Below are 23,979 nucleotides of genomic sequence, written 5' to 3'. Positions count from 1 at the left end.
CGGCGGCCGGATGAAAAGGATCGTGGACGGTAATCATTCGGGCAGTCCCGGCCACCGCAGTCGAACGTGGCCTATCAGAAGCGAGGCAATCCGCTTGGCAGGATGCGCTTGATCCCCTCCCCGACTGCATCCTTTACCGCGTCCTTGCTGGCATCGATCGCGTTGTCTACCGCGCGGTCCACCGCACGCACGGCGCCATCCTTGATCTCCTCGGCCTTCTGCCGCGCACCGTTTACCCCTTCCTGCACCTTTTCCTTGGCTGCGTCGATCGCGCGATCCCGCTGGTATTCCACTTCCTGGACCGGCTGCAGGAAACGCTCGTGGTCGCGGTCCATGATGTGGCGGTATTGCCCCACACCATTGGGCTCGCGGCGGGTACCCGTGCCCACCACGTTCTTCACGATCCAGCCTTCAGCGCCCATGTTGCCGCGCAGGTCCTTTGCATCGGAGTCGCGCATCAGGGGCACGTTCGCCGAGCTGTTCTCATCGTCGATATCCACGTCCTTGGGATTGGCGGCAAGCACCTGCTGCTCGAACCGGTTCAGCTCATAGGACCGCGCCCGCATGTATTCGCGACCGGCCTGGTCGTGGTTGCGCAGCTCGCTGTACTGTTTGGCCAGCGCGAGATGATGTTTCCTCAATGCATTCCGTCTGCGTATCTCGTTGACGAAAATCGCCTTGTCGATGCGGGTGATTGGCCCGAGCATCCAGAAGCCGGCATGCGAATCGTGCACGTAGTCATCAAAGAAACGGTCGACATCGGCCGGGATAGTCACCGGCGCATCCACTGCCTTGACCACGTCCTTCTGGACCTGCGACGGCGATGCCGACAGCTTGATCGGGACGCCCACCAAGCCGACGGGCACCGTGATCGTCTGCGGCTGGTGTGCGTCACGCGCACGCTGCAGATCAACCTGCCAGTCCTTGTTGCCCTCCTCCAGGTCCGCCTTGTCCTGGGCACTGGCGGCGGCCCAGCTCTTGAGCGTCTTCAAATCGGCGTCGCTGGTGTACTTCCCGCGCCAGCGCCAATAGTGCTGCATCTGCGTCTGCATGCGCCCTTCCATATGGCCGCGCTTGCTGTCGCTGACGTTCTCGCCCTGTTCGTTCGTGGGCGTCCATTGCAGATAGGCCGAGAATGCACTCTGCAGCGCAGGCTCAATCTTGAAATCGCTGTTGATATCGCCGCTCAGCTCGTTGAGGGGAATCAGCTTCACACCGCTATTCACACCCTCGAAGTACATGTCGCTCAGGGGAATCTGCGACAGCATGTCAGCGCGTCCCGCGCGGCCCTTGCCCTGGTCGCCAGGTGCGTAGCCACCACCAATATCCGAATGCACACCGGGGTAGACAAACTCCTTGGCCGGAGACGGCCAATCCCCACCCATCCGCAACGTGGACAGCGGGAACGAACGGCGGATCTCATGCCCAGCGCAGTAATGCACGGTCTGTTCGATACCCGTAGGGACACCCATGCTGCCATTGGCCCAGTCCAGGAAGCCGCTACCCACCGGCGAAGAGTCGGCCAGCAGCACGGAAGCTACGGTGTCGTACAGGCCAAGAAAACGGATGTTCAGCTCCGCTGGCCCCACCTTTCCCTTGGTGGCCAACTTCACCCAGTTCGCGAATGTGCGCGCCTCCGCCGCACCGCGCGAGAACCCGAATACTGTCAGGTGCAGGCGGGCGATGGTCGGGCGTTTCTCCTTCACCCTCTCCAGCAGGCGCTTGTCGATGTCTTCGAACACCTGGATCATCTTCCCGTTGCCGCCACGGTAAACCGTCTTCAGCCCTTTCCAGATGTCGGTGACCAAGGTCTTGGCTTCATCCTCCAATACCAGATCGGTACCGGTCACCGAGCTCGCGACAGCGTTGTACAGCATGATCATCGCGTAGTGGATGCGAGCCTCACCACCGCGTGCCATGCTCTTGCCCTTGCTGTCTTCCCCCTTCTCACCGATCTCGGGAAACGGCGTGCCTACCCCAGGCAGATAGAACTTGAAGTACTCCACTTCATCGAGCCGATGTGCGTCATACAGCGTGACAATATTTGAATGACCCACATTGCTCCGATCACGCACCATATTGTTGTTGGTGCCATCGAAGAACACCCCGACGTGCAGCTCGCGTACGCAGTCCAACCCATCGGCCTTGCACAGGTCAGCCTTTCCTGCACGGCCGGACAGCTCCTGTGCACTGGGCTTGCGGCTGGCGCGAGGGAAGTCCTTCGGCGTCTGCATGCTTGCATTCGCCCTTGCGCCGTACTTGTCGTTGTCCCAGGTATCCCCTGTCGGCGCGCTACCCAGTCGCTCGTAACTGGCGTTCCAGTCGCGCAGCAGGAACGGCTTTTCCTTGGTGGGCCGGAAGTACAACAACTGGTCGCCATTGGACAGCAACAGCGCCGTCCCGGTGACGTGCTTTTCGTCGGCGAAGAACCAGGCTTCCGTCGACCCATCATCGCGCCGATCAACCGCCCACCAGCCTGCCTCGAACTTGCTCATTGGGATTCTCCCTTCGGGGCCGCCGGCACAGGAGGCATATCAGCATCGTCGCTGCTCGATCGCACAGACCAGTCCGGCGGAGCTTCCGGGTAGGGCGGACCCTTGTAGCCCTCCGCTCGCGGCGTCCCGTTGAAGATCAATATCCGCACCTTGTTATCCGGCAGGAAATGGACGTTCATCCTGCCTGAGATGTCATAGGGCTCAATGGGGACTTCCGCCTCATGCCAGGTCAGCGTCGGATCGCCGTCGGATTTGCCGCTGCTGGTCGCCCATTTGACCTTGGCGGTCAGGCCCGGATGCCACTTCTTCGGGTAGATCACGCAGCAGACCGAGCCGCCACCAGAATAGGCGTTCATCTTGACGCCGCCATAACTGTTCACATAGAACGGTGTGATGGCCTGGTCGGTGGAGTTGTATCCATTAATGCTGCCCATGGCCGTGTTGTCCTCTTCGGACTTCGCCCCACATGCGCTCAGCAGCGACAGCAGGCAGGCAGCGAAAATTACCCGCCAGCGCTTCCCCGTGCGTACCGAAGGCCTGCGACGTTCATGACGATCCGTGACGAGTTCGCCGTCACTGGTGGGCAACGCCGCCGCGGTGACATGCTTCTCGTCGGCTACAAACTGTGCTTCCGTCGAGCCATCATCGCGACGATCAACCACCGACCAGCCTGCCTCGAACTTGCTCATTGGGATTCTCTCTGTGGGACAGCAGGGACGGGAGGCAGATCAGCATCGTCGTCGGTCGATCGCACTGACCATCCCGGCGGAGCTTCCGGATAGGGTGGCCCCTTGTAGCCATCGGCTCCCGGCGTTCCGTTGAAGATCAGTATCCGTACCTTGTTATCCGGCAGGAAATGGACGTTCATCGTGCCCGAGATGTCATAAGGCTCAATGGGGACTTCCGCCTCATGCCAGGTCAGCGTCGGATCGCCTTCGGATTTGCCGCTGCTGGTCGCCCACTTGACCTTGGCGGTCAGGCCGGGATGCCACTTTTTCGGGTACACCACGCAGCAGACCGAGCCGCCATCGGAATACGCACCTATCGTTACCCCCCCATACTCATTCACATAAAACGGCGTGATGGCCTGATCCGTGGAGTTGTAGCCATCGATGGTCGCCGTGGCCATGTTGTCCTCTTCGGACTTCGCCCCGCATGCGCTCAGCATCGACAGCAGGCAGGCACCCAGAAACAGCCGCCAACGAAACAGCGGCACGGCAGAGTCTCTGTGACGTCCATGGAGATGCATGCTGAAACTCTTCATTCGGCTTTTCCTTGATGCACCGAGTTGCTGCGAGTCGATCACTCGAAAGACGGTCTGCATACTGCTCATGGCAGCACCCCGCGTTCTTCTTCCGGGCGCCGATATTCCAGCTTCTCCCAGATACCGTTGCCCCACAGCGGCATCTTGTCCACCAGCTGAAATTCCCCGGCACGAACGCCGTCCCAGGTGGCTTGCAGCTCCGGCAGAGTATGGAAGTCTTCTCCGCAGCTCAGGCTCAGGACCACGAACTGCAGGCGACTCTTGAGATCATGGACATTGAAGCGGGAGGCCACCTGCAGAATGCGTTCAATCTGCAGATAAAAATCACCGCGCTCGTCCGCCTCCGGCACCAGGCTCGGCGTTTGTTCGCACAACATCATGAAGATCGCATCGGGCTCGGCGGCCGTGCGCATGGCACGGAACTGCGCAACCGTCAGATGCAGATGCTCGTGCGTATCCGCACTTTCGCCGGTCTCCCGCGATGATGGTTGCCACTGCACATACTGTCCCTGCCGAGCCACCCACGACCAACCATCGATGCACTGGCCCACGCGAGCGAGCTGGGCGGTGGTGAGTTCGGTCAACAGCGCCGGCAACACGCGGGTATCGGCGAAGCGGCAATGAATGGGCTGAGTGCGATCCTCGACACGCGCCATGCCCAGATAGGCAAAAAGCCGCTGCAACTGCTTTACATCGACGCTGCTGTGCACCCAGCTCAGGGCCGTCGAAGGCACTGCCAGCTCAAGCAAGGTCAGGACTTGCTTGGCACGAAGATTGTGATCATCGGCAAGGTAAACCAGCAGTACACCCACGTCACCGTAGGCGCTCAGCTCCGAACCTGCATACGCGGCTACCGCGCTCATGCCATGGCGGGCACATGCCGCCCGCACCCTGTCTGCATCGACCAGGGCTGCATCGATCAACGCCCAACGAGCCGGGCTTTCGCTGCTGGCGATGGTCGCTGCCAGGATCGGCAACCCGGTCGATGGCAAGGCATTGTTTGCGTACAGGGAGGACACGCTGCTCCTCCTCACTGCAATGCCGCGAATGGAGCACCCGAGGCAGCTGCCTTCAACATGCATTCAACGCAGATGGATTTAGGGAACAACGGCAGCGGGTAATCACCCTGCGTCGGCCCGACGAACGACTTCCTGCTTGCATGCACCCGGATCGTGCCTGGGCAGTTGAAAGTGATGTTGCCGCCCTCGATCGTCACGCTGGCACCGCCAGCGGTGGCGATATGGATCGTCTTGCCGGCGGCCAGTTCCACCACGCCCTGTGCGCTGGCCGCACGCAGTGCCTGCCGGGCCTGGATCGTCACCTTGTCATTCTGCGCCTGCACGTCCAGCTCGCCGGTACCGGTGACCACGCTCAGCGCATTGCCGTCCTTCACGCCGCCTTCGACCGCCGCTGCCAGCACGCCGATGGCCTGCGCCGCATGCAGCCGCGCATCGCCCATCACCGTCATGTCGCTGTCGCCGCCGCTGGCCAGCAACAGGCCCTCGCCCGCCGTCCAGTGCAAGGCCTGCCCGGCCACCTGCAAAACGCCCGCCGGTGCCGCCAGCCCCAGCAGCGGATCACCGCTGTGTGGCACGCGCCCCTCGCCCGGTTGCGCCTGCCGTTCACGGGCTTGCCCGCGCGCCTCGTCAAAGGCAGCACCGCTGACAGTGGTGCTGGTGCTGGCCAACAGCGCGGCCAGCGGCGCCTGGTCGGCAATCAGACGGGAGCGCTTCTGGCCGCCGGCGCCTTCCTGCAGCGCCAGTGGACTGGTCAGATGGGTACGGGCGGCATCACTGAAGCGCTGGCCCAACTGGGTCACCTGCTTGAGCAGCGCCACCGGCTGCATCGCTTCACCGGCCGGGCTGGCCCCGTCATGCGCATACGCCGTGAACCAACTGCCCGCCGTCGCCCGCACCGCGCCCCAGCCATCGCTGCGCAGCTCGAAGCCGGTCCCGCGCAGGCTGCCCAGGAAGTTGTCGGACTGATGCCGCAGGTGGCCCAGGGTCAACTGCGAAGTCTGCTGGCTGCTGGCCAGCTGCACGCGCAGCTGCTGGTCCGAATCGTCGAACAGCAGATGATTGCTGCCTTGGCCGCCTTCCCACTCGCGCGAGCGGATGCCCCACAGCGCGCCGGCGTGACGATGGGCATCATCCCCGCCGCCAGCGGCATGCCAGGCCGGCGCATGGCCGCCGCTCAGGTTGCCCTGCGCGCTGCCGCGCTGGTCGTTGGCCTGTCCATACATCGTGCGATCGCTCTCCCCTTCGGCCCCGGCCGGGGTGGGGGCCACGCCGGCTTCGCCACGCCCGTTGTAGAGCGCGCCCAGCACGATGGGACGATCAATGTCGCCTTCCAGAAACCCCACCACCACTTCCTGCCCCACGCGCGGCAGGAACTGGCTGCCAACGCCGGGGCCGGCGTAACGCTGGGCCACACGCAGCCAGGTGGTGTCGCCCTGCGCGTCCTGGAAATGGAAGCGCACGCGGATCCGTCCCAGGCTGTCGGCATATACATCCTGACCACCGCCTGCGTGGCCGGCCACGACGATGGCGGTCTGGTAACCCGGTGCGGTCGGGCGCGGGTTCAGGCGCGCACCGGTGGCATCGTGCAGCTGCGGGCGCCACGGCAGGTTGCGCTCCACCGCCTTGAAGGCATTGCCGTAACCCACCTGCTCGGCCAGCTGCCAGCTGGCCGCACTGCCGCCGTGCATCGGTCGCGTGCCCAGCGTGTTGTCCTCCACAGCCTTGCGCAGGTCCGTGGGCAGGTTGTTGATGCCGGTGTGTTCCACCTCCACCAGCAACAACTCCGGTGGCGTGGCAAACGGCGCCTGCTGTACCCGCAGCCAGGTGCCGGACTGGAAGCCACGCACGCTGCCCTGCCCGTTCCAACCGCGGCTGTGTGCTTCCAGCACCTGCGCCTGCAACCGGGCGTAATGATCGGCCGTAGCGCCATCGGCAAAGGCATAGGCGCCGGCCGGATCGTAATGCTCGCGCTGCGACTGCGTGCCACCGCCCTCCACCGGCAGTTGCCGGGCAAGGCTGGCCACGCGTCGGTAGTCATCACTCAGCACGCTGACGCGGGTGCTGGTCAGCTGGCGCTGGCGACCAAGTTGCTGAAGGCTGTCGCTGGACTCGGTGGCATCGCTGCGGTGGAAACGCACGCCCGCCCCCGTGCTGCTGGCCGCTTCGGGCAGGTGCTGGCTGTCGGCGAAGATCTCCATGCCGTTGCCGCATCGGGCCTGCGCATCGTCCAGCAATCGCCAGCCCAGTCCTTCCTCGGCCAGCAACCGCTGCATGAAATCCAGATCACTCTCGCGGTACTGCACGCAGTAACTGCGCACACGCTCGCCCAACAGGGCATCGCAGCCTTCGGCCCATTGCCAGCGTGCCAGTTCCTCGTGCGCCTGCAGCACCTCATCGACGATCTGCCGCACGCTCTTGTCCTGGAACACCCGGCTGTTGCGCGCATGCTGCAACCACCACGTCCACGACGACAGCGACAGGCGATAACGCACCAGGCCGCCATCACTGCCCAGACGGCGTGCTTCGGACACCAGGCCACTGCGTGCCCACTCACCGCCATCGGCCGTGCGTGCCAACAGCTTGGCCGGCGTGCCCAGCAATGCTTCCAGGTCCACCGCCTGATCGGTGGAGAGCACATCCACTTCGGTCAGGGCATGTGTGCCCAACGCATCGCGTCCCCACCAACGCTCCACCACGCCATCACCAAGAAACTCGCTCTCCAGGCGATACAAACGCTGCGCGCCGCTCAATGCCGCTACCTGCGCCATCAGGTCATTCAGCTGATCCATGCTATTTCCAGATGTTGTGACTATCCTTTCAATCAACAAACATTGATCGGATTCCTGCGCCCGAATTTATCAGAAAGCCGGAACTCCATTTCCCATGGCCGTTTCAGGCAAACGAACAACCTGGCATCAAATCCGGAAGTGGCGCACATTTTGAGGTTCGAGACGCGGGCCGTCGCCAGATTTCAATCACAAAGAATTAACGAATTGCCGGCGCCCATTCAGGAAACTTGTGGCCGTTCCTGAAAGTAGCCATCAGATCGCACCAGGCCTCAGGCGCAAGCTGCCAAGTACCTGATCCCAGGCACCCAGTGCCTGGGCGTCATCACGAAATGCTTGGGTGCCTTTCTCTTCAGCCAACAACTGCAGTGACAGGAACGGGAACTGCAGTGACTCGGCACGCCCCTGCGATTCCCATAGAAACGCATACATCTGGTTTCCATCGCTTTGGCCATGCGCAAGAATCTCCTGGCCTTGAATGGGGCCGACATCGCGCTCGCCGCGGCGGAGATTACGCATCTGCGCTTGGGCGGCGGCATATTCGGGCGGGACATTGGAGCTGCGCTGCAGCAGCGGCCGATCCGGCTTTCCCGTCACATAGGACATCAACGTCATCCGTGCTCCCGGGTATTCGCGCGGACGCAGGCCGACCGTCATTTCCTCGCTGTTGATGCGGTTGCCGGCAATGAAACCCGAATCAATGCAGAACCCGGCAGTAGTGGGAATGGAGTCCGGGCGCCGATAGCTGATACGGGGACGCAATGCCCGGTAATTTTCGATAGCCGCCGGCAACCTGGCCGCTTCGGTTTCCCCGCTGACCAGGTATTGCACATCATGCGTGCGATCCAGCACGTACAACTCCTGCCGATGACCCGCGCGACTGCTGTCGGCAACCCATGAGGTAACCAGCACCGCGTCGTCATCGATCCGCGTCTGGCTGACCGCCATGCTGCCACCCATCCGGTGGCGTGCCGCACTCAATGCGGCTCCACGCTCATTGATTCGCCGGTGGAACGCATCGCTGGATACGCCCAGCGTGGTCTGTACCTTCTTCCGAGCATAAACGTAGCCGGGACTGACCGCGGTGCCAGCAGGAACATCAATCAAAAACCGCCCAACGCATAGTGTCTTCATCTGATTATTCCGTTGAATCGGGGCGGCCATGGCGGTGCTGGTCCAGGCTAGCGCCACCAACGCCATCCCTAGCAGAGTGCACAGCGCGGGCCCCATCAGAGCCATTCCGCTGCATGGCTCATGCCCAGTCTGCTGCCTGCGCAAGCCGGACCGCGGCATAAAGCGTTGCCCAGCGCGTACGTTCGTCGTTATAGCTGCTTTGATGTTCATAGCCCTTCTTGCCCTTCACCGCATATTGGCCCGCACCGAAACTGCCCTGGCGGAAACACCCCGCCACCTCAGCTTTCGGTGCAGCTCCTGAACATGCCGGGACCGTCCCGTCGCCCGGGTCTGCCGGATCCGCTATTTCCAGCTTCACCACGCCGGTCGCGCCCTTCAGCTTGATCTTGCCGTTACGGTTGTCCGATACCGGCTGCATCATGTCCACGCCGGTCATGCTGCCACCGCTCCAGGCCAACGAACCCCAACTCAACTGTTTTGCGTCATCGCCGTAATGCACGAAGGTTGGTTTGTAGTACTTGCGCTCGATATCCGAATGAAATGCGGCCACGCCCTCGATGTTGATCTGGAAAAGCGTGCGCGCCGAGAGCGCCGGACCATCTTCTTCTTCGCGGGCAGATGCTGCCGCAGGCTCCGGTGCGGAAGGGTCGAGCAGCTCCGTGTTCTCTTCCGGAACCAGGCCATACCATTTCGTGTTGAGGTATATCTCGTTGTAGGGGTCACCACCGACGGGAAGGCGCGGACCGTTGTCGCCCAGTTGCAGCCATGGTTTCCCTTCGTTGTAGTCGGCAGTGGGCAGCAACTCCAGGCCGCCAGGCGCCCTGGCCAGGATCGCCACCACCTCACCGGCATTGCGGCCAAGAATGATGCTGGAAACACCGCTGTAGCCTGCCCGGCAGTGATGATAGGTCGCTGCAGCGCCTGTCGCCGGCATGACGCCGTTGGAGACGCCCAGCAATTTGCCGTAGTTCTCCAGATGCGCAACCGCACGTGACACCAGGCCACCCATCGAGTGGGTCACCAATATCACCTTACCCGCGCGGATACCACGCTTGGCGTAGTACGGCAGGATCACCTCGTCGATGCGCTTGACGATGTCCTGCGCCGAACTGCGATTGCTTTGCAGCCAGTTGTAGCCGCCGGACCAGACTTCGAACCGGTAATGGGCTGCATGCCGGCACTGCTCCATCGTCAGCGCAGCGTTGCCGCCCACCACCTCACCGTATTCGGCGGGTGCACGTGCTCCCTCGTCTGCCCACCATTGCTGCAGCTTGCCTGCGGACATGACGTCATTGAGCTTGCGATGCATCTCGGCCATCACCGGGTTGTAGGCCGAGCGCATCAACGAGCCCCAACCACGCTCACGGGCGAGCGCTTCAGGGATGGTGTCTTCCGCATCGACCGAGCCGCGCTCATCCACTTCGGCGGTCAATGGGTTCAACAGGCGTTGCCGCGTGGCCGCGCCTCTGAACAGGAACACGAACATCTGCCCCAGTGCCCCAAGCACCGCGCCGACACCATCAAGGTTCGGTGGACGCCAGACCGGGTCACCGGTGATCTTCGACTTCAGGTTGGTCCCCATGATGCCGGGCAGGAAGATGACCGGAATCACCGCGTCCGTATCGGCCTCGACAACCTTGTCGCGCTGGTCCTTCAGCTGGGTCAGCCGCGCACGCGCGATCGGCCTTCCATCCGCATCCCAACTTCCACCGGGAAGTATCACTTCCTGTTTCTCATCCATGCACTAGGCCTTCCCCAGAATCTTGATGATCACTTCGTCGATGCCCTGCCCGCGCTGCCGTGGCAAACGCCCCTGCGCATCGGTGATGGCTTCCGTCCGCCCGCCATCGCCACGGGCTATCTCCACGCGCGTGTTGGCCATCGGTTCGCCCGTCGCCCGGTGCCTCACCACGTAGACGTCATCAAACCGGGCATCGGGCCAGGTATTCATTTCGGTGGAGAGATGCGTCGGCCCGACGAACGACTTCCTGCTTGCATGCACCCGGATCGTGCCCGGGCAGTTGAAAGTGATGTTGCCGCCCTCGATCGTCACGCTGGCACCGCCAGCGGTGGCGATATGGATCGTCTTGCCGGCGGCCAGTTCCACCACGCCCTGTGCGCTGGCCGCACGCAGTGCCTGCCGGGCCTGGATCGTCACCTTGTCATTCTGCGCCTGCACGTCCAGCTCGCCGGTACCGGTGACCACGCTCAGCGCATTGCCGTCCTTCACGCCGCCTTCGACCGCCGCTGCCAGCACGCCGATGGCCTGCGCCGCATGCAGCCGCGCATCGCCCATCACCGTCATGTCGCTGTCGCCGCCGCTGGCCAGCAACAGGCCCTCGCCCGCCGTCCAGTGCAAGGCCTGCCCGGCCACCTGCAAAACGCCCGCCGGTGCCGCCAGCCCCAGCAGCGGATCACCGCTGTGTGGCACGCGCCCCTCGCCCGGTTGCGCCTGCCGTTCACGGGCTTGCCCGCGCGCCTCGTCAAAGGCAGCACCGCTGACAGTGGTGCTGGTGCTGGCCAACAGCGCGGCCAGCGGCGCCTGGTCGGCAATCAGACGGGAGCGCTTCTGGCCGCCGGCGCCTTCCTGCAGCGCCAGTGGACTGGTCAGATGGGTACGGGCGGCATCACTGAAGCGCTGGCCCAACTGGGTCACCTGCTTGAGCAGCGCCACCGGCTGCATCGCTTCACCGGCCGGGCTGGCCCCGTCATGCGCATACGCCGTGAACCAACTGCCCGCCGTCGCCCGCACCGCGCCCCAGCCATCGCTGCGCAGCTCGAAGCCGGTCCCGCGCAGGCTGCCCAGGAAGTTGTCGGACTGATGCCGCAGGTGGCCCAGGGTCAACTGCGAAGTCTGCTGGCTGCTGGCCAGCTGCACGCGCAGCTGCTGGTCCGAATCGTCGAACAGCAGATGATTGCTGCCTTGGCCGCCTTCCCACTCGCGCGAGCGGATGCCCCACAGCGCGCCGGCGTGACGATGGGCATCATCCCCGCCGCCAGCGGCATGCCAGGCCGGCGCATGGCCGCCGCTCAGGTTGCCCTGCGCGCTGCCGCGCTGGTCGTTGGCCTGTCCATACATCGTGCGATCGCTCTCCCCTTCGGCCCCGGCCGGGGTGGGGGCCACGCCGGCTTCGCCACGCCCGTTGTAGAGCGCGCCCAGCACGATGGGACGATCAATGTCGCCTTCCAGAAACCCCACCACCACTTCCTGCCCCACGCGCGGCAGGAACTGGCTGCCAACGCCGGGGCCGGCGTAACGCTGGGCCACACGCAGCCAGGTGGTGTCGCCCTGCGCGTCCTGGAAATGGAAGCGCACGCGGATCCGTCCCAGGCTGTCGGCATATACATCCTGACCACCGCCTGCGTGGCCGGCCACGACGATGGCGGTCTGGTAACCCGGTGCGGTCGGGCGCGGGTTCAGGCGCGCACCGGTGGCATCGTGCAGCTGCGGGCGCCACGGCAGGTTGCGCTCCACCGCCTTGAAGGCATTGCCGTAACCCACCTGCTCGGCCAGCTGCCAGCTGGCCGCACTGCCGCCGTGCATCGGTCGCGTGCCCAGCGTGTTGTCCTCCACAGCCTTGCGCAGGTCCGTGGGCAGGTTGTTGATGCCGGTGTGTTCCACCTCCACCAGCAACAACTCCGGTGGCGTGGCAAACGGCGCCTGCTGTACCCGCAGCCAGGTGCCGGACTGGAAGCCACGCACGCTGCCCTGCCCGTTCCAACCGCGGCTGTGTGCTTCCAGCACCTGCGCCTGCAACCGGGCGTAATGATCGGCCGTAGCGCCATCGGCAAAGGCATAGGCGCCGGCCGGATCGTAATGCTCGCGCTGCGACTGCGTGCCACCGCCCTCCACCGGCAGTTGCCGGGCAAGGCTGGCCACGCGTCGGTAGTCATCACTCAGCACGCTGACGCGGGTGCTGGTCAGCTGGCGCTGGCGACCAAGTTGCTGAAGGCTGTCGCTGGACTCGGTGGCATCGCTGCGGTGGAAACGCACGCCCGCCCCCGTGCTGCTGGCCGCTTCGGGCAGGTGCTGGCTGTCGGCGAAGATCTCCATGCCGTTGCCGCATCGGGCCTGCGCATCGTCCAGCAATCGCCAGCCCAGTCCTTCCTCGGCCAGCAACCGCTGCATGAAATCCAGATCACTCTCGCGGTACTGCACGCAGTAACTGCGCACACGCTCGCCCAACAGGGCATCGCAGCCTTCGGCCCATTGCCAGCGTGCCAGTTCCTCGTGCGCCTGCAGCACCTCATCGACGATCTGCCGCACGCTCTTGTCCTGGAACACCCGGCTGTTGCGCGCATGCTGCAACCACCACGTCCACGACGACAGCGACAGGCGATAACGCACCAGGCCGCCATCACTGCCCAGACGGCGTGCTTCGGACACCAGGCCACTGCGTGCCCACTCACCGCCATCGGCCGTGCGTGCCAACAGCTTGGCCGGCGTGCCCAGCAATGCTTCCAGGTCCACCGCCTGATCGGTGGAGAGCACATCCACTTCGGTCAGGGCATGTGTGCCCAACGCATCGTGCCCCCACCAACGCTCCACCACGCCATCACCAAGAAACTCGCTCTCTAGGCGATACAAACGCTGCGCGCCGCTCAATGCCGCTACCTGCGCCATCAGGTCATTCAGCTGATCCATGCCATTCCCAGATAATGTGACGATCCGCTCGAAACGCGGCATTTTGTCGATTTTCCAGAACTGGAACTTACCAGAAAACCATTACCGCAAATGTCCACTCGGCTTCACGGGCACGCCAGCCGGATGAATGGGTGAACAGAAAGCTGTTCGCATTAATCACGCGATGAAATAACAAGCGCGCACCCGATGAACACCGGATGCATTGCACCACGCTAGAATCGCCGGACAACCCCTAGTGAGATTTGCCATGCTGGATCAGGAAGCCCTGCTGGCCCCGATTTCGGACAACGCGCCTACAGGCGAAGACCTTTCGTTCTCCGCTGAATTTGACCGCATCATCGAAAAACGACGTGCCGACGATCCCACTTTGGATCAGGGCGCATGGCAGACGGACATCAAATACGCTGACTGGCAAGGCGTATTGCGCGACTGCACCGACCTGCTGCAGTCCCGCACAAAGGACCTGCGTTTGGCCGGCTGGTTATGTGAAGCCAACACCCAGTTGAATGGATTCACCGGCCTTTCCGGTGGTTACCGCACGATCGCCGGGTTGTGCGACAGCTACTGGGAGCAAGTGCATCCGCTGGCCTATGACGGCGACCAGGAAGAGCGCATTGGCAACTTGAGCTGGCTGCTGACCAACTCGCTGCAATGGCTACGCAATGTCCACATCGTTGCTGCACCGCAGGGCCGATTCAGCATTGCTGACTTCGAACATGCCCATGCACGTGCGAACAGCGGCGAGCCGGATGACGGTCGCCCCGGGCTGGACCTGTTGGAAGCGGCTCGTCGTGATACCAGCCACGATTTCTATCGGCAGTTGTTCGAGGCTCTTCCCGATTGCAGCGCGGCCTTGACCGAACTGCAGAATGCTGTCGACAACCGGCTTGGAATGGACGGCCCCAGCTTCAGCGCGGTGCGTGAACAGCTGGATCACATCCAACGTACTGCCCACCGTTTTGCGCGTGAAGCCGGAATGTTGCTCGACGGCGAAATCCAAGACGTGGCAGCCACTGATAACATCCCCTTCGCGGCCAGCATGGCGATGTCTGATGCGCCGGCCAGCAATGCGCCGCGCGGCACTGGCGGTGCGCCGGCTTCACGCAAGGAGGCGCTGCAGCAACTGCGCCAGGTGGCCGAGTTCTTCCGCCGCACCGAGCCACACAGCCCGGTTGCCTATCTCGCGGAGAAGGCAGCGCGCTGGGGCGAGATGCCGCTGCACGTCTGGCTCAAGCGCGTCGTCAAGGACCAGTCCACGCTGGACCAGATGGAAGAAATGCTGGACGTGAACCAGGACACGGAGGGCTACTAAGCCCTCCGTTCCGTCGCTTCGGCGTTACTGGATCTTAAACTCGATACGGCGGTTGCGGGCGCGGCCGTCGTTGCTTGTGTTGTCGGCAACCGGCTCATCCGGCCCCTTGCCGAGTACATCCATGTGGCTGGCCGGGATGCCCTTGGCCATCATGTAGTTCTTCACTGCCAGCGCACGCGCGTGGCTCAACGACAGATTGGATTCCCGCTGCCCCACGTTGTCGGTGTGGCCGATGATCAGGAAACGGCTGTCGGGCATCTGCGCCATCTTGGCCACCATCTCATCCAGGATGCTCATGCCGAACGGCGTGAGCTTCGCACTGCCGCTCTGGAACTCGATGATGCGGTTGGCCAGCGTCTGGTCGAGCACGCTCTGTTGTGAGCCCACCTTCAGGCCGTTGGTCACCGTGTACGAGGTGTTGCTGGCCAGGCTAAGGTCGCTGACCACCTGCTGCCGCAGTGCTTCGTTGCCCACCTCGCCGCTGATCCGCACGGCTTGGCCGTTCACCTCGAGCTTCCCAGGTGAAACGCGCTTCAGCCCCGGATTGATCATGCCGGCGACGTAATCGCCCCAGTTCGGCGGAGTTGCGATGCTCTCCACCTGGACGCGGTCGACCACGCGATCCGCGCCGTAGACGGCCCGCAGGTTGGTCAGCAGCTTCGCCTTGGTGGCCTGGTCCGGCACCACGCCTTCAATGACGACCGGACGCTCGCCCGCTGCTGCTGACGAAGCCGTGTTCTGCGCCAGCGCCGGAGCAGCCGCGAGCAGCAGGAACATCGTCATGCCGGTTTTTCTGAAGAAAGCCATCATCATGTTCCCAGGAAAGTCTCGCCGAACAGCTTGCGTGCGGTAGCCAGCGCCAGATCATCGCGATCCAGGAAGCTGCCAAGCCGATTGAGGTTGTAGTCGCTGCCGAGGTACTCCTCCACCCAATCGGCATGCTTGAGATGGATCAGGAAGCCGCTGTCGTCGGCCGGGTCCAGCACCGCACGCAGCACCTGCCGGTCAGCACCGTTGAAGCCGACCACCATCGACGGCGTGGCGTCGTTGCGCAGCAACACCGACAGTTCGAAATCCCCACGTGCCACGAAACTGGAAATCATGTCCAGCCAGAATGCGGCGATCAGTGGCCGGTAAACGGCATCCCTGACGAGCGGCAGCACCAGAGCCTTGTCGATGTGCACATCGCCACCACTGAGCACCGGCTGCAGCAGCATGCCCATCGCTGGCAGCATGTGTTTCAACGACACGTCGCCATGGCCAGCGTCGCGCAGGCGCTGCTCAAGCTCGCCCACCGTGCAGCCTTCCATGAAGTCCTGGAAGCTGCCGTTGTAATCGTCGGCCTCGGTGCTGATGCTGAAACGCGCATCACCCAAGCGCGACAGGGCATCGGTTGCATCGGTGTCCTGGTACGCCTGGCGTGCCAGACGCGCCAGGCCCGACCATGCATTGGACATGGCCAAGGGGCTGCGCCCGATGAACGGCAACGGATCCGTGGCGTCGAGACGAACGACCGACAGCAAGGGGAAGCGGCGTTGGGAGGCATCACGGCTGGCCAGCAGGTGCCCACACAGCACTGCCTTGCTGCGGGAGCCGAGGAAAGCGTAGTGGATATCCGGCGCTGCGTCGTAACGCTGCTTCCAGTCGGGGTGCTGGCTCAACAGCTCCAGGCTTTCGCCGGCCCAGCGGTCCAGCCACCCGAGCAGCTGATGGTTGTCGCTGGTACGCACGAAATCGCCGCGCGAAGGCACCTTGCCGAAGTACGACACCCCGGCGTTCACCGCTCGATTCATTGCACACCTCCCTGTTGTGCGGCGGCCGAGACCGCCGGCTGCGCCTGCGGTTGCTGCGCTACCGGTGCACCACCGGCCACTGTCTCGGGCAACTGCTGGCCGCGCTGCCAATCGCCGCCATCGGAACCGGCGCCCGCACGGCGAACGATGCGCATTTCAACCGTCACCGCTACGCCATCGTTCTCCCAGGTGATGCGGCTGGAATCATCCATGCGCTCGTACTTGCCTTCGGACATCAGACGCTTGAATCCGTTGGTACCCGGTGCGTTGAACACCTCCACGGCTCGCCCGTCACCGGTCACCGCGGATATCTTCACCCCCGGAATCTGCCCGACGTTCGGATACTGCATGGTGGTCCATTGTGGCGGCGTGTTGCGGTAGCGCAGGGATTGGCCATCAATCTCGATGGTGTATTCAACAGCACCGGCCGCGGGTGACGGCAGGATCTCGAAGATCGTCGTGTCCTGCGCGGCGCCGCTAGCGGCCCCGCCCACCCAGTTGCCGTAGTTGGCCACCAGCTCCGCTGACAGGTTGATGCCCATGCCCGCCCAGCGACGCGCCTCAAGCAGCGGTCCGCGCTGGATGACCAGCGTGCCAAGCGCTTCCTTGTTGAAGTTGGCGATGCTGCCGCTGGCGCCGAAGATCGTGGCGATGTCGCTAGCGGCCGCATCCACGTCGGAGTTCAGGTTGAACGGGTATTGCTGGCCTATGCGTGCCTTGAAGGGGTCGTATACCTGCGCCTTCCAGGTCTTGTTGACCTCCGCTTCCGTTGGCGCCACCAGCGCGCTGAAGGTCTGCGTCAACGGGCGCAACAGCAGCGGACGCAGCGCTTCGCGCTGACCATCATCCAGTCCGGTCAGCACCTGCTCGTCCACCAGCGCCAGTGCAACGCTCAGGTCCGAGCCATCGTTGCTCAGGGTGTCCTGCATCAGCTTGCGCGCGCCAACACCGACGTCGCCCTGGCTCTTGATCGCGTTGAGGCGGGCCCGCAGTTTGCCCAGTGCATCGAAGTACACCTTGATCACCGCAGGCTGGTCACCACGCTCGGTGGTCAGTCGCGCGATACCCTCGAACGCCTTGCCTACCGGGCCGACCGGTTGCGCGGCTGCCGCAGCGGCTGGATCCTTGCGCAGGATGGTGCGTTGGAACCAGGCAACGAAGCCCTTGCGGGCCTTGCCCGACTGCGCCTGTGCCGCTGGGTTGTCCCACACCGTCTCTTCGTTGATGCGCTCCAGCAGTGCCCGCAACGGCGAGGTGCTGGCATCACCCAGCCGGTTGATGCTGGCCGCGGCCTGGTCGAAAGTCGTGAATTCGGCAACACTCAAGCCCTTCACGAACTTGCCCCATTCACGCGCATATTCCTGCTTGTACAGGCCAACCAGTTCACGCGAAACATGCTCCGGGCTGCCAGCAAGGGAAAGATCGCTCTGTTCGGTGGTACCCAGCACCCAGTCGGTGGTACTGAGCTGCGTGTTGGCCGCTTCCTTGATGGCGTCCTGCACGTAGTCTTCCCACGCCTTGCGGGTGAAGGCACCCGAGATGGCGTAATTGCCGTTGATCAGGCGCCCATTGCGCTCCTCACCAATCAACCCGTCTACGGTAACCGTGCCAAAACGCGCGCCGGCGCGCGCCTTGATCTGCGCGAACACCCGCTCCATGGCCGGTTGGCCCTTCATCACGCGGCCCAGCGCCTCGCGGCTGTCCGATACCAGCGTCACCTTGTTCTGGACATGCGGCCAGCCTGGCTGGCCTGCCTGCGCCACGTAGAACGTCATCAACTTCTCGGCCGAACGCACCATTTCCTCGCGGCTCATCTGGCCGCGGTTGGCATCGAGCCAGTTGCGCCAGAACAACGTCAGCTGCTGCGACAGGTGTGCGCTTTCCACATACTTCGGATTGCCGAGCATGAGGTAGGTCTTGAGTGCGTTGTAGGCATCGTTGGTGTTGGTCGGCGAGGCGTTCTGGTAAAGCACCTCGCCATCGGCTACCGCCGGGCCCGCCTGGCCGAGCGTGTCGCGTTGGGCGACCACCTGGCCCAGGTAGTTCTCAAGGTTGGACACCGTCGGTGCCAGCATCACCTGCTGCATGCCGTGGTTGTACTCACGCAGCAGCTTCTCGCGGATGGCGTCGCCCTGATACAGGCCAAGGCTGGTGGTGATGCCGCCTTCCTTGCGGTAACGGTCCAGCTGTTCCATGCGATCCTGCAGCAACAACAGGGCATCGATGCGCGATTTCAGGTCCAGGCGGTCCTTCTGCACCTGCACAGCCTGCTGCAGGTCCTTGGTGGCGTTCTCCACCAGCTGCGCATTGGTGGTGTACGACCAGGTCCACATGCCCAGAGCCAGCGCCAGCACGCCCACGGCGCCAAGGAACACGCCGTAACGCAGACGGTTCTGATGTGGGCTGGAGTACTGCCGGACCAGTTCGCGGTCGGCGAAGATCACCTTGCGAAACAGATCCTTGAGGAAGAAGGCTGTCTGTCCGGTCGGCGCAATGTCCTCGTTGGAGCCTCGCTGCAGCCCGAACTGCCGCCCCACCCGCTCTGACGCATGGTGGACCGAACGGCCTTCCTGCAGTGCACTGCTGAAGTAGAAGCCACGGAACACCGGCTTGAACTGATACGGGTTGTCCTCGAACAGCGTGGCGATGAACGTTCGCAGCGCCGGTTTGATGCCCACGAACTCCAGTGGCAATGACAGCAGACCGGGGGACACTTCACGGCCCCGCTGCATCGCCATGTGGGTCAGGCTCATCTCCTTCATGCCCTCGGCCAGATCGTCGAAGTGCGCATCGAATGCTGCAAGCGCGTCCGTCTGCTGGTGTGCGTCGAACGGCAACGTGGCGCCCCATACGTGTTCGCGCTCACCGGGATCCAGATTGCGGAAGAACTCGCTGAAGCCCGCGATCAGGTCCGCCTTGGTGAACAACACGTACACCGGTGCGAACACTTCCAGCTGCTCGGTGATTTCCTGCACGCGCTGACGCAGATTCTTGGCCAGCTCCATCGCGAACTCAGGCTTGCCGCCGGACAGCTCGGCGATGCTGGCGGCGATGATCACGCCATTGATCGGTGCACGCGGACGGTTCTTCTTCAGCAGCCCCAGGAAGGTCAGCCACTCCATGCGGTCTTCAGAGCTCACCGAGTAACGCCCGGCGGTATCCAACACGATGCCATTGGTCGTGAAGTACCAGTCGCAGTTGCGGGTTCCGCCGATGCCCTGCACGACGTTGCTGCGGTTGTCCTCGAAGGGGAACTGCAGCCCCGAGTTGAGGATTGCCGAACTCTTGCCTGCCGCAGGGTTGCCGATGATCACGTACCAGGGCAGCTCATACAGCGCGGCGTTGCCCTTGAGCATCCCCATGCGCGAGGACTTGATCTGCTTGACCGCCTCCAGCATCCGCTGGCGCAGAGCCTCCGTATCAGCACGTTGTGCAGGCTGCGCATTGGCTACCGCACGATCGGCCTCGCCCTGGACCAACGCCTCCACTTTCCTGGCTGCGCGTCGTGCCAACAGGCGCTTGATCGACCATATGATCAATGCCAGCAGCAGCAACGCAGCAAGCGCGATTGCCGCCCAGGTCCCGATCTCCCTGGCCTCGGCTTCGCCATACCAGGCCAGTCCGCTGGCACCGATCAGGCCCAGCACCATCCATAGCCGGTAGTCGCGCAGGTAATAACTGAAATTGCTCAAACTCATGCGGGGGAATCCAAGGTTCAAGTGACTGACGGCAGATCAGCCGCCTGATGTGATGAAGAAGCGCTCATCAAAGCCAATAGACGCGACAGTGACCCACTGCCCGCCAACACCAACGCCGGTTCCGTGCTGCGGCGGACCTGCTCGAAGGCGAGCGCCAGCTGCACGACGGGCAGCACCGAGCCAAGTTCGCCTGCGCTTGCCACCAGGGCGAGGCTTCCAGCACCAAAATCCAGATCCGGGTTCAACGCGGCCGTCAGCAGCGCCGCGTCCACCACACTGTCGTCACCAGGAGCTGCGTCGTGGATAACGAACTGGATGGCAGTGGCCTCTGGTTCCAGCGATTGCTTCCACTGTTCCGCAGCCCCGACAAGCTGGCGCCGACGCTCGCCCGCGCGTGCCGAAGACGTGCCTCCGTCATCAAGCGCTCGCGGCTTCCAGAGCTTCGCGCCATCCTGCTGGGCAAGATCCGGGCTGGCAAACAGAACACCCGCTGCGCCCTCGCCCGGCACCCTGCCCCCGGGGTTTCGCGAGGTCGCCAACTGGCCATTCGCCAGCCAGGATTGGATGACATCCAGATCAATGGAAGACCCGCACGCGAGCAGCAGATGCCAACGTTCCGTTGTGTTCGAAAGCGTTCCCGCCAGTTGCTGGACATGCCGCCAGACATCAACTCCATCGCTGACGAGGTTGATGTTCACCTCGAAGCGCCGCGTATCGATTCCCGTCTCCACCAACCGATGGGTGAGCCAGTCGCGCACCCAGTGCAGCAACGCGTCTGACCAGCCAGGCTCGAGCAGCAGTTCAACGGTCAACACGCAGTCAAGGCGCCGCTCATCACTGCGCCGCAAGCCGGCTACCACCACTTCCTCGCTGGCCGCGACCTGCGGAAGCAGGCTGGCTACACGGCTGGACAATTCATCCAGCACCGGCGCCAGCAATGCCAATGCACGGCGCTCACGCGCAGTTGTATCGATGCCATTCTCACGCTCACCAAGCACGTCGAACTCATCAAGCCCGTCGGCCGCACTCACGCGAATGGGAAGGTTCTGCGCATCACGAAAACGGCTGCTCAACACCGGGCGTGGCGGCGCCACGCTGGTCGCCAGCAATGTGGCCGCGTCCATTCCCACGCCAAGATTGATTTCGCCAGCCAACACCGCGATGGAACCCGGTGCTTCTGCATGAGCGGCGCCTGTCGAAGTGGCGGGCGCCGCTTCGGCCGGATTCGCACTGGTCATATCAAGCGCTTTGCCCACGCCCTGGCGAACGAGGCCGTTCACCGCGAAGCCTGCGCTGCTCACGCCGGCAGGCAACAGGCCGAGATACAACAGCATGTCCATACCGCTGGGCACGGCACCGCTGCCGCGCCAGTACATGATGGCGCCACCCCAGGTTGCAAGAAACACCAGAACCACCGAAGCGGCCTTGCCTGTCCATCCCGCCATCAGTCGCTCTGCTCCATGCGCGCTCCTGTGAGACCGCCCGGTTCAACCCAGTCCGGTCGTGGTCTGTGAGGAAATCAATGTTGCCCCGCACGCGGTGCGATCACCTTCACGCGCTGCCGCTTGCCCATCTATCACGACGGTACTGTCGCCGCTGACGATGGTTGTCGAACCATGCATAGAACAAACGGCACGATCCCCGACCCGTGATACGGGCTTTCCTGCAATATCGGTTTGTTCCGCACCGGAAACCACGTTCCCGCCGTGCGACAGTTTGTCACCGACAACTATGAACGGTCGTGCCATACATCACGCTCCATGATCCTGTGTGAACCGGTCTTTCCATCGCTGCATCTGCAGCAACCCGGGCCATCATTCCAAAACGATACCAGCAGTCAGGGGTTCTTATCACCCTCGTTGCGACAATTCCATGCGCTTGGCAGCACGAGCGACCCTGCATCTGTCAGACATCTCTACGTGAACGTAGTCCTTGATGCTCCGCCAATTGCCGCCCCACTCCAGCCCGGCCTGTGCCGCCAGCTCACCGTACAGATAATACCCACGCCGGGTCCAATCATCGTTCATATCCCACTGCAGCTTGCCATCGCGTATCGGTGCGCTGTCCACGCCAAGTCCATATTGATGGCAGCTTTGCCAGGCTCCGGCGCGTGTTGCCTTGCCACCTGCCATCAACTCCGCCTGCCGCTCCGGGCTTCGGTAGCCCTCGATCAGGACCATCTCGTAGCCATATTGCCGACGCATGACTTCATAGATGGCAAGCACGCGTTGCTGCAGATCCCGATCGATCTGGTCCCATTTGCGATCAGCTGTAACGATCTCCGGGTGTAGGCGCCGCACCTCCTGCGTAGTGAAAACCTCCGGCGGCGGTGGCGGCGGTGGTGTGAGCCGCTCGCCGCGCAACAACTGCGCGACCATCGTTCCAGATTGGGAAAGATCATCGTCGCGAAAGTCCGCCAGCACGACCGTCTGGCGCGTCATCAGAATGACTACCGGTGGAACTGCCAACAATGCAATTGCAACGGTCAAAACATGCCAATGTCGGCCTAACCATCCACGCCCTACCTCGCCGCCCTCACGAAACGGAATAGGCGTTTTAGTGATGGGTTTCTCATCGTCTCCTTGATATGCAACTCTTTCTTTGCGGGAGTTGGTCCGTCTGCCGATGAAACGCTCATGCAATGAGGCCACTGCATCGGGGAATAGCAAGGCCCAACAGACCACGACCACCAACAGAAAAGCCGCAATGGCTGCACCGGCAACTACTGACACTAGTTCCTCCATGAAGGCCGATAGGTTGACGCGACGAAAAGCATCCCCTAAGAATGCACCCACTCGCTTCGGCAGAAGTCGACTCAAACCAAGGGCTGGATGCACTTGAATAATGGCGGAATCAATCGGCCAAGTCTTCTCTCAGGCGGAGAGCAGGCAAAGGCGCAAGCCCCGAACTCGGGCCGGATCCTGGCTGACATGGAAGGCAGGCAGGCGCCTGCATCTCCGCGTGCGCAGAGCACGCGGGTGCATGTTGGCCCACGCAGAAGATGGCCGCTCATCGCAGGCATTGCGATTGTCGCTACGGCGCTGCTTGCATGGGTGCTGATCAGTGTTGGCACGCAGACCGATCGCGACGACTACTCGCTGACGCCTGAAAGCCATGCGCCCAGTGGCCACCCTGTTGCGCCGGTTGCGTCCCCAAATGATGGTGCAGCAATGATCGTCAACGCCGACGATGCAGCGCCAGCCCAAGGCAATCCACTGGACGCGCTCTCAGCCGATTCGACTGCTTCAACGGCGGCTGCCCCTGCAGGCCCGGCTACCGGGGCGCCGGCGACGAGGCAGGCAACCCCTGCGCGTCGTGCGCAAGGCGCTGCCGGTGCTGGTACCAAGAACAAAAGCGACGAGAACCTGTTGGGGACGTTGCTGGGCATCATCAAGGAAGACGAGAAGCCCAAGCCGGCAGCACAGCAGCCGCGCACCATGGATGACCTGATCGCAAAGATCGAAGCTGACCAGCAGCAGCACGCCGAAGACGAGCGTACCGCCTTCGACCAGGTCGCCAGCAAGAAGTCGGCCTCGACCGAATCCAGCATCCAGGCACAGCTGCGTCGCTGCCCGGGCGCCAACACCATGCAGGGCCTGGAGTGTCGCCGCCGCGTATGCGCCAACGTCACCGGAAAGGACCCGGCCTGCCCTGCGATGTGAAGGCGGGGCCAGCAGGCCCCGCATGAAGTTGCCGCGCTATTGGTTACATATCCTCTGACCAATGCGCTGCGTGTTCGACACAGCGAAATGGGCCATGCGCGAGCAATCGCATGGCGATTTGACGTGGTCATTGCTTCAAGAGCTGAAGCGGGCGCTCATCGGAGGAGCATC

At 63.2% G+C, this 23,979-nt stretch carries 16 protein-coding genes; 2 read left to right on the top strand and 14 right to left on the bottom strand.

The annotated features are described in order from the left end of the window. Positions 1-74: 74 nt before the first annotated feature. The 8 genes from LR961_RS09870 to tssI form a co-directional block, all read right to left on the bottom strand. Positions 75-2,495, bottom strand: a complete 2,421-nt coding sequence (locus LR961_RS09870; protein WP_232148683.1) for a DUF2235 domain-containing protein — start codon at positions 2,493-2,495, stop codon at positions 75-77. Then, a complete protein-coding gene (locus LR961_RS09865) occupies positions 2,492-3,184 on the bottom strand; it encodes a DUF3304 domain-containing protein (protein WP_232148682.1) in 693 nt (230 codons plus the stop codon). Before LR961_RS09865 ends, LR961_RS09870 begins: the two co-directional genes overlap by 4 nt. Next, the gene (locus tag LR961_RS09860; protein ID WP_232148681.1) at positions 3,181-3,828 is read right to left on the bottom strand and encodes a DUF3304 domain-containing protein; all 648 of its coding nucleotides are present in this window, start codon (positions 3,826-3,828) and stop codon (positions 3,181-3,183) included. The genes LR961_RS09865 and LR961_RS09860 overlap by 4 nt, the downstream gene beginning before the upstream one ends. Further along, positions 3,825-4,778 carry a DUF4123 domain-containing protein gene (locus LR961_RS09855; protein WP_232148680.1) on the bottom strand — a complete coding sequence of 318 codons (954 nt, stop codon included), beginning with the start codon at positions 4,776-4,778 and terminating at the stop codon, positions 3,825-3,827. Before LR961_RS09855 ends, LR961_RS09860 begins: the two co-directional genes overlap by 4 nt. 11 nt (positions 4,779-4,789) lie before the next feature. Then, positions 4,790-7,567, bottom strand: a complete 2,778-nt coding sequence (locus LR961_RS09850) for a type VI secretion system Vgr family protein (protein ID WP_232148679.1) — start codon at positions 7,565-7,567, stop codon at positions 4,790-4,792. Between the two features lie 252 nt (positions 7,568-7,819). Then, positions 7,820-8,728 (bottom strand): T6SS immunity protein Tli4 family protein, encoded by a 909-nt coding sequence (locus tag LR961_RS09845; RefSeq protein ID WP_232148676.1) that lies wholly within the window; start codon positions 8,726-8,728, stop codon positions 7,820-7,822. A gap of 88 nt (positions 8,729-8,816) precedes the next feature. After that, complete coding sequence (locus LR961_RS09840) at positions 8,817-10,439, bottom strand: GPI inositol-deacylase (protein WP_232148674.1); 1,623 nt, start codon at positions 10,437-10,439, stop codon at positions 8,817-8,819. A gap of 3 nt (positions 10,440-10,442) precedes the next feature. Then, the gene (gene tssI, locus LR961_RS09835) at positions 10,443-13,343 is read right to left on the bottom strand and encodes a type VI secretion system tip protein TssI/VgrG (protein WP_232148672.1); all 2,901 of its coding nucleotides are present in this window, start codon (positions 13,341-13,343) and stop codon (positions 10,443-10,445) included. A 247-nt stretch (positions 13,344-13,590) separates the two neighbouring features. On the opposite strand from tssI, the gene tssA reads away from it, so the two are divergent. After that, positions 13,591-14,655, top strand: a complete 1,065-nt coding sequence (tssA, locus tag LR961_RS09830; RefSeq protein WP_232148671.1) for a type VI secretion system protein TssA — start codon at positions 13,591-13,593, stop codon at positions 14,653-14,655. 24 nt (positions 14,656-14,679) lie between these two features. Here the strand turns inward: tssA and LR961_RS09825 are convergent, their stop codons facing one another. The 6 genes from LR961_RS09825 to LR961_RS09800 all read right to left on the bottom strand — a co-directional run bounded on the left by LR961_RS09825 (position 14,680) and on the right by LR961_RS09800 (position 22,878). Further along, entirely contained in the window at positions 14,680-15,438 is a 759-nt protein-coding gene (locus LR961_RS09825) for an OmpA family protein (RefSeq protein ID WP_232148670.1), read from the bottom strand. Positions 15,439-15,464: 26 nt separating this feature from the next. After that, positions 15,465-16,448: a type VI secretion system-associated protein TagF gene (gene tagF / locus LR961_RS09820; protein ID WP_232148668.1), complete on the bottom strand. Its 984-nt coding sequence runs from the start codon at positions 16,446-16,448 to the stop codon at positions 15,465-15,467. Next, positions 16,445-20,146 carry a type VI secretion system membrane subunit TssM gene (gene tssM, locus LR961_RS09815; protein ID WP_232148667.1) on the bottom strand — a complete coding sequence of 1,234 codons (3,702 nt, stop codon included), beginning with the start codon at positions 20,144-20,146 and terminating at the stop codon, positions 16,445-16,447. The genes tagF and tssM overlap by 4 nt, the downstream gene beginning before the upstream one ends. A gap of 17 nt (positions 20,147-20,163) precedes the next feature. Beyond that, positions 20,164-21,591 carry a hypothetical protein gene (locus LR961_RS09810; RefSeq protein ID WP_232148666.1) on the bottom strand — a complete coding sequence of 476 codons (1,428 nt, stop codon included), beginning with the start codon at positions 21,589-21,591 and terminating at the stop codon, positions 20,164-20,166. Positions 21,592-21,633: 42 nt separating this feature from the next. Further along, a complete protein-coding gene (locus LR961_RS09805; RefSeq protein WP_232148665.1) occupies positions 21,634-21,894 on the bottom strand; it encodes a PAAR domain-containing protein in 261 nt (86 codons plus the stop codon). 102 nt (positions 21,895-21,996) lie between these two features. Continuing rightward, positions 21,997-22,878 (bottom strand): M15 family metallopeptidase, encoded by an 882-nt coding sequence (locus LR961_RS09800; RefSeq protein ID WP_232148664.1) that lies wholly within the window; start codon positions 22,876-22,878, stop codon positions 21,997-21,999. Positions 22,879-23,316: 438 nt separating this feature from the next. On the opposite strand from LR961_RS09800, the gene LR961_RS09795 reads away from it, so the two are divergent. After that, the gene (locus tag LR961_RS09795) at positions 23,317-23,808 is read left to right on the top strand and encodes a hypothetical protein (RefSeq protein ID WP_232148663.1); all 492 of its coding nucleotides are present in this window, start codon (positions 23,317-23,319) and stop codon (positions 23,806-23,808) included. Positions 23,809-23,979 lie beyond the last annotated feature (171 nt).

The organism is Stenotrophomonas sp. SY1 (assembly GCF_021202945.1).
Lineage (GTDB): Bacteria > Pseudomonadota > Gammaproteobacteria > Xanthomonadales > Xanthomonadaceae > Stenotrophomonas.
This window is presented reverse-complemented; position numbering and strand designations above follow the sequence as displayed.